The following is a 13,736-nucleotide window of genomic DNA, read 5'->3' as shown; positions in this document are numbered from 1 at the left end:
TTGTAGCTTAAATAGATATTTCTAGCTTTTGTTTTAGGGGCTTCTTTCTGTCTTTTTTCAGGGCGTCAATCTCTCCAGAGATAACCCACAGTAAAGCCAAAGATTAAACAGAATATTGCAATGCCCATTTACTCATCTTTCCCTAAAACTTCTTGTCTGTACTTTATAACTTCTTCAGCTTTTAAATTATGCAGATGATATTTAATAAGTGCATGTATTACATCACTTTCTGCCATTAGACTTTTTTTAGCTACAACGAACTTCATTAAGGTTTCCTTAACAGCCTCAACTTCGTCTGTTCTTAATTTATAGACTTTGCTCATTCCCTTTATTGCTCGTTTAACAGTTACTAAGTTAATTTTAACTCTATTTATCAGTTGACAAGTTACCTATAAACTTTGTTTAATGTTTTAAACCAAGTTACTAGGTAACTTTTATGCAAGATTTAGTTTTTAAGACTTCTCAAGATTTCACACAGGCTGCCTTTAATCGGGTAGCAGAACTTGTTTCTCAACATGGTCAAGCGTGCCTAGATGCTTTTGTCCCTGCTTTTTCTACAGAGCAATGTTTAGAACATATCGCTTTAGTTGCTAGTGAAATGGCTTACGACTATTCATTTATTGATGCTCACGCTGATGTCTACAAAAAAACTAATACTGAATTAAAAGAATCAATGGGGGACTGTTAAATGATTAATTTCTTTGATGTTGTTTCTGAATACATTTCTTTTATTGAAACGAATACTTACTCAAGCTGTGAAGCATTGAGCGATCAGGAAATGAAAGCTTACGGTTTAATTATCTCTGGTGTTAATGCTGATCTTTTAACTAAGCAACAAAACTTTGAATTGCGTGTACGTCTTTATGATGTTGTTGAATCTCAAAAGGAGCTTTTAGTATGAAAAAGTCTATTGCTCAAAAAACAACCAAAGCATGTAAAAACACACAGGAAAGCCCTAAAAAATTAGAAAACAGTGAATTGGCTACCCCCTTTTATAATATGCGGGAAAAGGTACTCAAAATTTGATCAAAACAGGTTTTTCTATGGCTAGTTTGTATTCTATGGATCATATTACTTATGATCCCATCGACGGTTATTTTTATAAGGGCAAAAAAATTCCTGATAAAGATGTTAAGTTATTAAAATATAAGATTATTTTAGCTGAATTGAGTTTTAAGTTAGAAGAAGATTCAGAGCTTTCAATAGATCAAAAAGATTTAATGGCTGCTTTATTTACTGATGTTCTTATTTACAACGATTTACGTGATCAAAGGGCAATTGTTTATAAGCGTTTTAAGCGTGTAGTTGAGTATATATTTTCTAATTATGAGATTAAGCCTAAGTAGGCTCACGGATTGCCGCATAATGTATATTATGTTCCTTAACATGCTTTGCAACGTGGATTAATATATTGGTTCAATCCACGTTGCAAAGTTGCGCCAACGGCTAGGCTTGTATAGGGCGCAATCTCTGACATGGTATTTAACATAATATTGATTATACGCAATCAATCGGACACTTTAATGTAGACCATGAACGCTATAAAAATGCCAAAAGCCAAACCTTGAGCAAAACCCAAATTATAAAAAGAATCAGCAACAGCCAAAGCCTGATCTATATATTCTTGTTGCATTCAATGCTCCAGTGATCTTTACAGGCATCTTATTTACGCCTATAAATGCTCAATTTTAGACTTAACAGACTTCGCTAGTTAAGGCTAAAATTCGAGCTCAATATTTGTTATGGGTACATACAATGGAACTGGTTATATTCTTAGTCCTAGTGGTTAGCCTTGCTACAGCATTTTATGCAATCATCAAGATCGAAAAGACACAAAAGCAAGGCTCTAACAGCAAATTACCACTTAAAGAACTTGTGAAAAAAACCTTTCCAAAGTACAAAATTATTGAAAAACATCAAACAGTTATGATCTGTGAAATTAATCATCGGAATGAACCCGAAGAATTAGTATTTATCAGAATCACACCTAATCAGCAAAAATCAATTAAAAAATCAGGTCGTATGCTCATTGCTGACTACCCTTACATACCTACAGCCAAACAGTTAAAACTAGACTTTGGGCAGCATTTAAATTAAGCCCTCTATCTGCGCTTGTTCCATTTTCGCAGCTTGTTGAATATCAGGTTCACTAGGTTGCGTATAACTTGGCGTATTAGGTAATTGAGCATTTTGCACCTGTTGAGGCTGTTTAAAATAGTCGAAAGGTCGATCACCATGTTCTACAACACGCTGACAATCAGCTTGTGAAACGTCTTTTAAAATTGTGCCCTGTTGCGTATATGCTACATATTTTCCATTTTGCTTCATGCAGCCCGAAAAACGTGGAAAGTTACCGTCCAGAGTTGTGCAAGTGGTTAGGGCAAATTGTAGGTTTTATCTCTTGCACAGACTAAAAGTCTTAGGTCTATTACAAACTCTACAATTTGCATATAGTGGAAGCTAATCACTACAACCTTCAAGATACAAGGTCTATTAATTAGAACAAGAAATAACGCTGTGTCATTGGCAATACTTCTGCGGGTTCACAGGTCAAATGCATGCCATCTGCTCGTACTTCGTAGATTTCCGGATCAACTTCCATCACTGGTGTATAAGTGTTGTGCTTCATATCAACTTTTGAAATAGTGCGTGTGTTTTTACATGCAGAAATGATTTTCTTCAGACCTAATTTTTCCGCTACACCATTATTAATCCCTGCCTGAGACAAGAAAGTAATACAGGTGTTATGTACACCGCGAGCATTTGCGCCAAACATGGGACGGTAATGCACAGGCTGTGGTGTTGGAATGGAAGCATTAATATCACCCATGGGCGCTGCTGCAATCATACCGCCTTTAATAATCATGGCAGGTTTAACACCAAAGAATGCAGGTTTCCACAGCACCAAGTCTGCCAGCTTGCCTTCTTCGACCGAGCCGACTTCATGACTTAAACCGTGGGTAATGGCTGGGTTAATTGTATATTTCGCAATATAACGTTTAACCCGCTGATTATCGGTATGTGGCGTATCACCTTCTAGCGGTCCACGCTGCACTTTCATTTTATGTGCCGTTTGCCATGTGCGAATAATCACTTCGCCCACACGCCCCATTGCCTGTGAATCGGACGACATCATGGAAATTGCGCCCAAATCTTGCAAAATATCTTCCGCGGCAATCGTTTCACGACGAATTCGGCTTTCGGCAAACGCCACATCTTCTGAAATTGCAGGATCTAAATGATGACACACCATCAGCATGTCCAAATGCTCATCAATGGTATTGACGGTATAAGGACGGGTGGGATTGGTCGAAGATGGCAACACATTGGCTTGACCAATGGCTTTTAAAATATCGGGGGCATGTCCACCACCCGCACCTTCTGTATGATAGGTATGAATGGTGCGTTGCTTGAATGCCGCCAGCGTTTCTTCCAAGAAACCACTTTCATTTAAAGTATCGGTATGAATAGCAACCTGAACATCGTATTCATCGGCAACCGTTAAACAGTTATCGATGGCAGCAGGTGTTGAACCCCAGTCTTCATGCAGCTTTAAACCCACGACGCCTGCTTCAATCTGCTCACGTACAGGATCAGGCAAACTCAAATTTCCTTTGCCCAATAGCCCAATATTCATGGGTAAATCATCGATGGCTTGCAACATGGTCGCAATATGCCATGGTCCCGGTGTAACCGTGGTTGCAGATGTCCCTGCTGCTGGACCTGTTCCGCCACCAATCATGGTGGTTGTACCTGACATGAGTGCAGTTTCTACCTGTTGCGGGCAAATCCAGTGAATATGTGTGTCGATGCCACCTGCGGTAAGAATTTGACCTTCCCCCGCAATCACTTCTGTGGCCGCTCCCAACGGAATGGTAATATTGGGTTGTATATCAGGATTTCCAGCTTTACCAATTTTCCAAATACGTCCATTCTTTAAACCGACATCGGCTTTCACAATGCCCCACCAATCGACAATAAGTGCATTGGTAATAACGGTATCAGCAACATCATCTGCCAACAATTGGGACTGTCCCATGCCGTCTCGAATGACTTTACCGCCACCGAATTTAACTTCTTCACCATAAGTGGTCAGGTCTTGTTCGACTTCAATAAACAGTTCCGTATCCGCCAAGCGAATACGATCCCCTACGGTTGGTCCGAACATTTCCGCGTATGCACGACGTGACATTTTCATCATAGATTACTCTAAATTCTTAAAAGATTTTGATAGCCCGACTTAGTCAAGTTTCCCCATCACTCGACCTGCAAAACCATACACTTCACGCTTTCCTGCTAGTGCCACCAGTTCAACATCTCGGCTCTGACCCGGCTCAAAACGTACTGCGGTGCCCGCTGCAATATTCAAACGGTAGCCTTTGGCACGCTCGCGCTCAAATTGCAAAGCATCATTGGCTTCATAAAAGTGAAAATGCGAACCAATTTGAATTGGTCGATCCCCAGCGTTCGCAACCGTTATTTTTAGGGTTTCACGTCCAACATTTAACTCAATATCACGATCTGGCGTAATTACTTCACCTGGAATCATCTTTATTCCTTATAGTTCTTTACATAATCGGTTGATGTACAGTCACCAGTTTTGAGCCATCTGGAAAGGTTGCTTCAACTTGGACTTCAACAATCATTTCTGCAATGCCATCCATCACATCATTACGGCTCAATAAAGTCGTGCCGTAGTGCATCAGCTCGCTTACGCTCATGCCATCGCGTGCACCTTCAAGCAAGGCAGCAGAAATATACGCAATCGCTTCAGGATAATTCAGCTTTAAACCACGTGCCTTTCGGCGCTCTGCAACCAAGCCCGCGGTAAAAATCAAAAGTTTGTCTTTTTCTGTTGGATTTAATTCCATATCTTTTACCTATTTAAACGTGGAGATGCTTCGCTCATGAGCCGTGCATGACCAAAAATCGTTGTGTCATTTTGTCTTTAAATTGCAGACCCAAATGACCCTAAGTTCTCCAAATACGTGGAAATTCTTCATCCAGATCGTACCAATAGCGTCTCAATCTAGCTCTGATGGCAGCAAAGGCATCATGACATTGCCGAACATCATTCCCCAAAAAGCGCGCACAAATCACATCATCCAAAACCGTTAAGGTGACGGGTACATCCATACGCATCATCAGTTCACGGATTAAATCCAGATGCTGTTCTAAATCTAGACTGGCACGATATTGCACGGGAGGCACGGCCCAGAAACTTCCCATCACAGATTGACCATGCATGCCTAGGCATGAACTTAACCAACGGTCATTTCCCTTAAAACTTAAGGTATCGGCCACTAACAAAGTCTGATTACGGAACAATTTGAACTGGTTGCTATAGGCACCATCACTAAATTGCTCTTCACGTGCTTGGCGCCCAATCACCAACATATCCCAACCAATAAAACTGGCTGCCTGATCCAAATGGATGATGGTTTCTGAATGCGCATTCGCACCATTAAACAGCATGGTTTCTTGCGGCAGCCATTCAAAAATAGCATCAGCATTCAAACTAATATTGATATGCTGATAAGCCTTTTTACCATTGGTTTTGTACCATTTACCTGCGCCCGGGGTAGTCACTAAGGCATGTGCCTGCGCGTCGACAGACATATCAAAAGTTAGGTGATCGCCACCCGCAATACCCGCAGGGGGATGTACAATAATGGCATGGCACACTCCTGTTTTTTCAGGCCAAAGCATTTTTTGTACCCGCACAGGACCATAATGTTTGCGGTGATGTAACACCGTGCATTCAGGCTCTTTTTGAGCCTGAAAACCGAGTTCCAACTTGGCAAACCATAATTGAGCATCATGCGTTCGACTGACGGTTAAATCCTGCATGCTTCCTCTGCGTGATGAATACCAATAATCTGGTGTGCTTAAACTTGTACATCAAAACGACCTAATAATCATTAAGCCAAACCAATCAGTGCTACAACTGCGGTAATTCCACCGACAATTTTCTTACCATGTGGCACATATTTTTGTACCAAAGCACCTAAACCCAAGCCACCTGCGTAGATGCAAGACATTGCAACAACCATGCCGAAGACCAAACCGATCACATGACCTGAATGACTCAATTCAGCACCATGCGCCATGCCATGAAAACTTGCTAAAACCATGGTTGCAACTGCAAACAGTCGATTGGCTTTGGTCCATAGGGCAATGGCAAGAACAGATAAGGAGAAAACAATGCCGTATTCAGCAATATTCGTAGAAACCATATGCAACTGCCCAAGGCTAAAACCTGCAATCATGGCAACAACTAAACCCAACAATCCGCCTACTTTCCAACGATTAGCCGCTGACCACAGCAGCACACCAAAAGCGATCGCCATAGTGAGGTGATCAATTCCTGTAAAGGGATGAATAAAGCCCGTCAAAAAACTATTCTGTTGTTCATGACCAGGATGTGCCATTGCCCACATTGGAAAAGCTGCGGCTAAAGTGGCTAAAGTTCTTTTTAAATAAGTCATTGTGTTTCCCCGAATTACGCTTTGAATAGACCTTGTTTTTCAATGAACGAAATAATAATTTCCAGACCTTCTTTGGTTTTCATATTGCTAAACAAGAACGGCTTATCACCACGCATACGTTTAGCATCTTGATCCATCACACTTAAATTTGCGCCGACCATCGGTGCCAAGTCGGTTTTATTGATAATCAACAAATCTGATTTGGTAATGCCTGGACCACCTTTACGTGGAATCTTTTCTCCTCCCGCTACATCAATCACATATAGGGTTAAATCTGAAAGCTCAGGACTAAACGTTGCCGCCAAATTATCCCCACCACTTTCAATAATAATCAGCTCAAGTCCATCAAACTTTTCACATAAATCATCAATTGCTGCGAGGTTAATAGAGGCATCTTCACGTATAGCGGTATGCGGGCAACCGCCAGTTTCGACACCCACAATACGCTCTGGAGACATGGCTTCATTGCGGGTTAAAAAGTTTGAATCTTCTTTGGTATAAATGTCATTGGTGACGACCGCCATATTATATTTTTCACGCAAGGCCTGACATAAATTCAAAGTCAGCGCTGTTTTACCTGACCCGACTGGTCCACCAATTCCTACACGTAATGGGCTACGTTGTGACATGTTTTTTCCTCTTAAAATTATGATCTGAATAGTCTTGAATATTGGGTCTCGTGGTGCATACTCAGCATGGCATATTGTGGTAAGGCACTACTGATTTCAGTGTCTTGCAGCTCCAAGGCACGCGCAATTGCTGCGGGAATAAGCGCATGTAAATACCACAAAATACGCTGACCACTCATTTGCCCAAGCGGTACGGTTTTGACTGCCGCCAAGACCTGATTTTCTAAAACGGTAAAGGTATAAGCCGTGAGTACTTCTGTTTGATTTAGCCCCAAGGCGCCACACAGGCTGCCATACACAGGAACAAAGCCCAACTGTTTTTTCACTTTGACGGGTTGCTTTAATACATCTCTAATCCATGCATTTAAAGAAAATGCCAACTGTTTCGATTCCGCCAGTAACTCCTTACTCTCTCGACTGGCACGATAAAAGTTTGCCCAGTAAGTAAAATTTTCTTCGTCATCACTGTATTGCATTAAACGTTTCAGCACAGGCAACTCAAAACGAACCAACAGCATTTCCAGCACTTCTTCAAAGTAAGCAATGCTGGAGGCTTCATCATGAATCAGCCCTCGATCAATTGCACTTTCAACGCCTTGCGAATAGCAATATGCACCTATCGGTAACGCTGTTGATGACAAGGTCAACAGGCTGAGTAGTTGTGATGGATTAGTGATGGACATGATGTAAAGTCTTGATTGGGCTTAAGCGATGGTCATGTTGATGTTGTGCATAGGCGCCGCTTTCAGGCTCAAAAGGATGATCCACCTCTGCAACGTTTAATCCCAAACCCAGCACCATTTCAGCAAGTACATGATCTGGTTCAAAATATAATGCTGTTGGCGTCAACATTAAGGGAACGTGACGATTTCCTAAATGATATGCAGCTTTTAATAAATCAAATTCTTGCTGAGCCGAAACTTTCATCAGTTTTTCTGGTTTCGCTTCAACTTTGAGAATGTTTCCATTTTCCGTCGAAATATATGATCCACTGCGTAAAATGCCTGTGCGCGGCAAATCTGCACCAATATCCACCCCATTTTTTAAAGTTGCACGAAAACGGCTCTTTTGGCGCGTGTCGAAAGTTAGCTCAATGACATCAAAGTCACAGTTTTCTGTAACTGCTTCTAATCGTTGAGTATAAATTTCCATTTCTTCTCCATGCTTTACTTTATCTGGTATTACTTTTGACCCAAATTGATTCAAAATTTATTCATGCATGCAAAATTGCACCGCAATAAACATATAAGCAATTTTTGAGCCAATATTTATTTTCTAATGGAAATCAAAATATTTAGGGTAAAATTAAAACCTAATTATTTAATTTTAAATAAAAATGGCTTTGTTGCACAAAGATTTGAAATGCAAAGCGCCCCTAATTGAGACAAACTTAAGGCGTAACTTCGGTAAGTGGTCGACCGAATTCCGTAAATCTGTTGAGGACTACTACACGTGCATGAATCTCATTGATAAAGACAGATGGAATAAGGATTTAATCATTAAGCAGCATTGGATGGCTGCGTCGGAGTAGGTTTGATTTCGCCCTTGTTTACCTTTTTATGGAGCATACCATTGCGTAGTAGGATCAAACCAAATGGCAATATTTCCGCGACTCATGAGTGCTCGGTTATATGCGGGCCAATTGGTTGTGCGATAGATTTTATGTGTAGTCTTCTTTATTTCAAAATTATATTACTGAAAAAGCCTTCACACATAGGTTTTTGCAACAAAGCCGATGCTAAACAACAGCCTCAACTTTTCAAATTATCAGGAATTTCCTCGTCTACAATCTACTCAGTAAAAGATCGTAATGCTCTTGCTGCATTTAAGTTTTGCTTACATCTAGCATGTATTGGCTGACCACAAGCTCTTCAACTTAATCCACAAAAATGGAAGCCTTAAGTGAACTGCAAGACGTTGTATTTCCTTGTCAGACATAATGGTCAGCATCTCGATTCATATCCAGTCCATGATGTGGATGTGCATCATAGACCAGACACTTCCAAGTCAGAGAGGGTTGGGGAGAGGTCGCAGATCCTCCTAGGATTCCTCTACTAAGGGAAAACTAAGCCACTGCCTGATTTTGATAGGCTGACATGACATGCAGTACCGCAGCTGTCCGCGTTTCCACATAGAGCTTCTCAAAGACATGCTCAAGATGTTTGTTCACTGTACGTGGGCTGAGCTGTAAGATCTCGGCAATATCCCGGTTGGTCTTCCCCATCGTGACCCAATGCATCACTTCTGCTTCACGCGGCGTCAGGTTTGGACAGGCCTGCGCGATTTCCTCTGCGCTCGGCATTTGGGTCTGCTCTTTCAACTGTACCAAGACATGTTTAGAGATATGCCCTGCATACAGTTTGGTAAGCAGGTTAAGCTGTAACTCCTGATGTCCATGACCATACTGACCATGCAGTAAATGTGCTTGATCTGGCTGCTTGAGCAAGTCCTGTAGCCACTTATTCAAACTGGACTGAAAATGCTGTACATCTACCTGATGATTTTTCAGTAATTCACTGACGATTGGGGTCTGCCAGATAATTTCACCTTCCAGATTCAGCGATAAAATCGCACTACCTGTAGCATCCAGCATTTGTCGCTGCTGATGCATTAAACGAGCCTGTAACAAATGGGTTTTTACTCGTGCCCGAACTTCATCAATATTTAAAGGCTTTGTGACATAGTCTACCCCACCGACCTGAAAGCCTTTGAGGATATGTTCGGTTTCTGTCAGCCCGGTCATAAAGATTACTGGAATATGTTCAGTCACTGGACTGGCTTTAAGCTGAGTGCAGGTTTCGAAGCCATCCATTTCCGGCATACTGCCATCGAGCAGGATCATGTCGGGTTGAATGCGATGCGCAATCTCAATTGCATCAAATCCATTGGTCGCCACAAGTACCTGATAGCCAGCCTGATCCAGGCTCTCATGCAATAGACTTAGATTTTCAGGTATATCATCCACAATCAAAATACTTTCCAACATGTCCACCTTACCCCTACTTCAGCACATCTGCATGCTCATGAAGTCGCTGAATTGCTCTTTTAAAATCAAATTGTTTTAAATCCTGCTCAATCTGATGCCATATATCGTTATATTGTTCAAAGTGCTGGCCACATTCATGCAGTACATCTTTTGCCCCCCGGATAAAACCAATACTTAAATGCTGTTCCAGCTGAAGGACCGCCTCTGCCACGTTCAACAATGGAATGGATGGGTGCACTTCATTTTTGCTTTCAACCACCACCGTGGGGATCTGGGCTTCCTGATCAGCAGCTTGTTCTTGTTCTGGATTTTGCTCATGCTGATGCAGCCAGCTTAAGCCCAATTTATCACCAATTTTGTTCAATAATAAATTGAGATCGACCGGCTTTACTAAAAAGTCTTCGTTGAGAACATCGGTTTCCGGATTGATCATCCGCTCATTGGCATCTGCGGAAATAATAATAATCGGTACATTGGTGATTTTATTCTGGCGCAGCAATTTCGCCGTTTCCCAGCCGCCCAGTAAAGGCATGCTCAAATCCATCAAAATCAGATCAGGATTAAATTCTGGAACCTGACGCAAACAGGCTAAACCTGATTCTGCCTCTTCTAAAATAAAACCTAAGGGTTTAAGAAAATTCAGAACCAGGCCACGGTCGGTCGCTTCATTATCAACCACCAGTATTTTACGGCGTTCTCCGGTATAACCGGTTACAGTATTAGAGGCAACGTCAGCGATCGGATGGATCAGGGATTTAGAAGGCAAATACAGTTTTATTTTAAATACTGAACCCTGTTTTAACTGGCTGCTCAAGGTCAGCTCGCCACCAAGAATATCAACCAGAAGCTTCACGATCGGCAGCCCTAAACCCGTGCCGGCAAAACTGCCCTGTACCACATTACGACCACGTTCAAAAGGCTGGAAGATCCGCTCAACATCCGACTCAGCAATCCCACAACCAGTATCCTGAATTTCAAAATAAGCGGTCTGAAAACGGTAATCGACCTTAAATTTGACTCCCCCCTCCAAGGTAAATTTCAAAGCATTACCCAACAGATTAATCAGTATCTGTTCCAGACGTTTTTTATCAATACGGACATACTGTGGAATCTTGCTACTGATCTCCACATCAAACTTCAGCTGCTTTTGGGCAAACTGTGGCTCGAATATATGCACGATCTGTTTAAGAAATTTTGGCAGGTCGATATTGGAATTTTCCAAAGAAATCTTACCAGTTTCAATCCGTGCCAAATCCAGCAGACCATCAATTAGAGAAGTCAGATGCTGACCGCTCCGGCTAATCACGCCCAGGGCAGATTCGCCCTGTTCAGACAGTTTTTCCTGTTTCTGCAGTAGCTGGCTATAACCGAGAATACTGTTCAACGGTGTTCGTAATTCATGACTGATGCCAATCACATAGCGGCTTTTGGCTTCATTGGCCTTTTCAGCATGAATGCGGGCATCCTGCAACTGGCGATCGGTAACTTTATGCGCTTCAATCTCATCCATCAGCAGTTGAGTCTGGGTATTACTTTCCAGCTGTGCCTGACGTCGACTTTCATCATTCAGCACTAACCACCAGGCGGCTACACACAGTAGCAGGAACAGTACGGCATAGATTTTGACGAACAGCATTGTCAGCGCATCCTGCTGCTGTGACAAAGCACCCAGGCTGGCAGACTCCTGTAAATAAATCAGGCTAAGACTGACCGCCAGCACCACGCCCAAGACAAAAATCAGCAGGATATACAGACTTAAACGGGTATTAATATGTTGTACCCAGTATTTCGGCAGGAACCAGGCTGCAAAAACTCTTAGCTGTGAAGACCAGCGTGCATGCGGCTTACACAGATCATGACAACGTGCTTCAAGCGTGCAGCACAGCGAACAGATCTGACTGCTATAGGCTGGACAACTGGCCATGTCTGCAGTTTCATAATCATGCTCACAGACTACACAGGTTTGGGTTTCGACCAACTTCAGCTCAGGCTTTTCTTGACGTGCCAAGTAGTATTTACCTTTGGTAAACCAGGCAATTAGCGGTACACATAACACCGCCGTACCGAGTGCGATAAAGCCGGCCAAGGACCGGGCAATCTCTCCAAAAACTCCCCAGTAACACAGCATGGATAAGACCGATGCAATGATCAGGCTACCGACTCCAACCGGATTAATGTCATATAAATAGGCCCGTCGAAATTCAATTCCTTTTGGACTCAGTCCCAGTGGTTTACAGATCACCAGATCCGCAACAATGGCACCGATCCAAGCAAGGGCCACATTACTGTATAAGCCAAGCACACGCTCCACCGCATGGATTACCCCAAGTTCCATCAACAGCAAAGCGATAAAGATATTGAATACCAGCCAGACTACGCGCCCTGGATGGCTATGCGTCAGACGCGCAAAAAAGTTCGACCAAGCCAATGACCCTGCATAGGCATTGGTAACATTAATCTTGATCTGAGCGACGCAGACAAATAGAACAGTCAGAAATAAAGCGATGCCGGGATGATTGACCACCTGTTGATAGGCAATCCAGTACAGATAATTGGGGTTACTCAGTTCAGAATCGGCAACCAGATACTGCATTGCCAGCGCCATAAGTAGCATACCCATGAATATCTTGATAAATCCGCCCAGAATCCAAGCTGGTCCACCTAAAAAGACTGCCCAATTCCATTTACGCTGAATATGTTTTTTATCGGGTAAAAACCGCAGATAATCCGCCTGTTCTCCGATCTGGGTGATCAAGGCAAAGAGCACCGTGCAGGATGCACCAAAAAAAGACAGATTAAAGGCAGCGCTCTGACTTTTTGCGCCCTCAATGAGTGCAAGATTGCTGATCAAATCAGGTTGCTTCACCAAAACAAAGCACCATGGTAATAGAAGCAGAAATAACCAAATTGGTTGAGTGATGGCCTGCACCTTATTGATGAAACCAATGCCTTTGACCACCAATGGTAAAATCACCAGTGCTGAAATCAGGTAGCCAATACTCAGGGGTATGCCTAGACCTAGCTCCAATGCCAGCGCCATGATGGCAGCTTCAAAGGCGAGAAAGATAAAGGTGAAACTGGCATAGATGACCGAGGTAATGGAGGAGCCAATATAACCAAATCCGGCACCACGGGTCAGTAAATCAATATCGACATTATAACGGGCAGCATAATAACCAATCGGCCAGCTGGTCAGGAAAATGATAATCGCCACAACCACCAGTGCCCAGAAAGCATTACTGAAACCGTATTGCCAGAGCATGGTTGCTCCAAGTGTCTCCATTGCCAGGAAACTGACAGCCGCAAGTGCCGTATTGGTCACTGTCCATAGCGACCATTTCCGGACGGATTTAGGCGCATAGCGCAGGGCGTAATCCTCAATACTTTCATCGACCACCCAGGTATTGTATTTACGTCGGGTATGAATGACGCGCTGCGGTGCCTGACTGGTATTCGCTGTTGGGTCCATACAGATCAAATAAAGCTAAATATCTGCTATTACAATGCAATAACTATGCCCAGCCTATCAGTATCTAAAAATAATCCGACTGAAGGTTATATACGTAAAGTGACGTATATACTCAATTTTTAACTCCCCTTAGGCTTAGTTGCATACCAAGCGCAAACCTATGA

The 13,736-nt window shown here is 42.6% G+C and carries 17 protein-coding genes and 2 pseudogenes; 5 read left to right on the top strand and 14 right to left on the bottom strand.

Annotation, left to right across the window (positions count from 1 at the left end):
• Positions 1-128: 128 nt before the first annotated feature.
• Positions 129-323, bottom strand: a complete 195-nt coding sequence (locus B2W49_RS04375; RefSeq protein WP_291334902.1) for a hypothetical protein — start codon at positions 321-323, stop codon at positions 129-131.
• A gap of 113 nt (positions 324-436) precedes the next feature.
• Between B2W49_RS04375 and B2W49_RS04370 the strand changes: the two genes are divergently transcribed.
• The 4 genes from B2W49_RS04370 to B2W49_RS04355 are packed head-to-tail and all read left to right on the top strand — an operon-like array spanning position 437 to position 1,346.
• The gene (locus B2W49_RS04370; protein WP_291334900.1) at positions 437-688 is read left to right on the top strand and encodes a hypothetical protein; all 252 of its coding nucleotides are present in this window, start codon (positions 437-439) and stop codon (positions 686-688) included.
• On the top strand, positions 689-901 hold the full coding sequence (locus B2W49_RS04365) for a hypothetical protein (protein ID WP_291334898.1): 213 nt from the start codon (positions 689-691) through the stop codon (positions 899-901). It begins immediately after the preceding gene.
• Positions 898-1,026 (top strand): hypothetical protein, encoded by a 129-nt coding sequence (locus tag B2W49_RS04360; protein WP_291334896.1) that lies wholly within the window; start codon positions 898-900, stop codon positions 1,024-1,026. Before B2W49_RS04365 ends, B2W49_RS04360 begins: the two co-directional genes overlap by 4 nt.
• A gap of 17 nt (positions 1,027-1,043) precedes the next feature.
• Positions 1,044-1,346 (top strand): hypothetical protein, encoded by a 303-nt coding sequence (locus B2W49_RS04355; protein ID WP_291334894.1) that lies wholly within the window; start codon positions 1,044-1,046, stop codon positions 1,344-1,346.
• Between the two features lie 161 nt (positions 1,347-1,507).
• On the opposite strand, the gene B2W49_RS04350 is transcribed toward B2W49_RS04355, so the two are convergent.
• Positions 1,508-1,633 carry a hypothetical protein gene (locus B2W49_RS04350; protein WP_257222353.1) on the bottom strand — a complete coding sequence of 42 codons (126 nt, stop codon included), beginning with the start codon at positions 1,631-1,633 and terminating at the stop codon, positions 1,508-1,510.
• A 122-nt stretch (positions 1,634-1,755) separates the two neighbouring features.
• Here B2W49_RS04350 and B2W49_RS04345 point away from each other — a divergent pair, with 122 nt between their 5' ends.
• Positions 1,756-2,097 carry a hypothetical protein gene (locus B2W49_RS04345; RefSeq protein WP_291334889.1) on the top strand — a complete coding sequence of 114 codons (342 nt, stop codon included), beginning with the start codon at positions 1,756-1,758 and terminating at the stop codon, positions 2,095-2,097.
• On the opposite strand, the pseudogene B2W49_RS04340 reads toward B2W49_RS04345, so the two are convergent.
• From B2W49_RS04340 to B2W49_RS04285, 12 genes and pseudogenes are all read right to left on the bottom strand, one after another.
• A pseudogene (locus B2W49_RS04340) lies at positions 2,089-2,346 on the bottom strand (hypothetical protein); the annotation flags it as partial. The gene B2W49_RS04345 and the pseudogene B2W49_RS04340 sit on opposite strands and share 9 nt — an antisense overlap.
• A gap of 151 nt (positions 2,347-2,497) precedes the next feature.
• Positions 2,498-4,198: an urease subunit alpha gene (ureC, locus tag B2W49_RS04335; RefSeq protein ID WP_291334903.1), complete on the bottom strand. Its 1,701-nt coding sequence runs from the start codon at positions 4,196-4,198 to the stop codon at positions 2,498-2,500.
• A 42-nt stretch (positions 4,199-4,240) separates the two neighbouring features.
• Positions 4,241-4,549: an urease subunit beta gene (locus B2W49_RS04330; RefSeq protein WP_005244909.1), complete on the bottom strand. Its 309-nt coding sequence runs from the start codon at positions 4,547-4,549 to the stop codon at positions 4,241-4,243.
• 19 nt (positions 4,550-4,568) lie between these two features.
• Complete coding sequence (ureA, locus tag B2W49_RS04325; RefSeq protein ID WP_000422459.1) at positions 4,569-4,871, bottom strand: urease subunit gamma; 303 nt, start codon at positions 4,869-4,871, stop codon at positions 4,569-4,571.
• A gap of 100 nt (positions 4,872-4,971) precedes the next feature.
• Positions 4,972-5,850, bottom strand: a complete 879-nt coding sequence (locus B2W49_RS04320; RefSeq protein WP_291334877.1) for an urease accessory protein UreD — start codon at positions 5,848-5,850, stop codon at positions 4,972-4,974.
• A gap of 71 nt (positions 5,851-5,921) precedes the next feature.
• Positions 5,922-6,488, bottom strand: coding sequence for a HupE/UreJ family protein (locus B2W49_RS04315; protein WP_100242793.1), 567 nt, complete (start codon positions 6,486-6,488; stop codon positions 5,922-5,924).
• A 14-nt stretch (positions 6,489-6,502) separates the two neighbouring features.
• Positions 6,503-7,117 (bottom strand): urease accessory protein UreG, encoded by a 615-nt coding sequence (gene ureG, locus B2W49_RS04310; protein ID WP_005100598.1) that lies wholly within the window; start codon positions 7,115-7,117, stop codon positions 6,503-6,505.
• Positions 7,118-7,134: 17 nt separating this feature from the next.
• On the bottom strand, positions 7,135-7,800 hold the full coding sequence (locus tag B2W49_RS04305; protein WP_291334867.1) for an urease accessory protein UreF: 666 nt from the start codon (positions 7,798-7,800) through the stop codon (positions 7,135-7,137).
• A complete protein-coding gene (ureE, locus tag B2W49_RS04300; RefSeq protein ID WP_291334865.1) occupies positions 7,787-8,269 on the bottom strand; it encodes an urease accessory protein UreE in 483 nt (160 codons plus the stop codon). The genes B2W49_RS04305 and ureE overlap by 14 nt, the downstream gene beginning before the upstream one ends.
• Positions 8,270-8,581: 312 nt before the next feature.
• Positions 8,582-8,797, bottom strand: a pseudogene (locus tag B2W49_RS04295) (transposase); the annotation flags it as partial.
• A 385-nt stretch (positions 8,798-9,182) separates the two neighbouring features.
• The gene (locus B2W49_RS04290; protein WP_115736224.1) at positions 9,183-10,103 is read right to left on the bottom strand and encodes a response regulator transcription factor; all 921 of its coding nucleotides are present in this window, start codon (positions 10,101-10,103) and stop codon (positions 9,183-9,185) included.
• Positions 10,104-10,116: 13 nt separating this feature from the next.
• Positions 10,117-13,572, bottom strand: coding sequence for a hybrid sensor histidine kinase/response regulator (locus B2W49_RS04285; protein ID WP_291334861.1), 3,456 nt, complete (start codon positions 13,570-13,572; stop codon positions 10,117-10,119).
• Between the last annotated feature and the right edge of the window lie 164 nt (positions 13,573-13,736).

The organism is Acinetobacter sp. UBA801 (assembly GCA_002296655.1).
Classification (GTDB): domain Bacteria; phylum Pseudomonadota; class Gammaproteobacteria; order Pseudomonadales; family Moraxellaceae; genus Acinetobacter.
The sequence above is the reverse complement of the archived record's forward strand: the minus strand, read 5'-3'. Positions and strand labels throughout refer to the sequence as shown.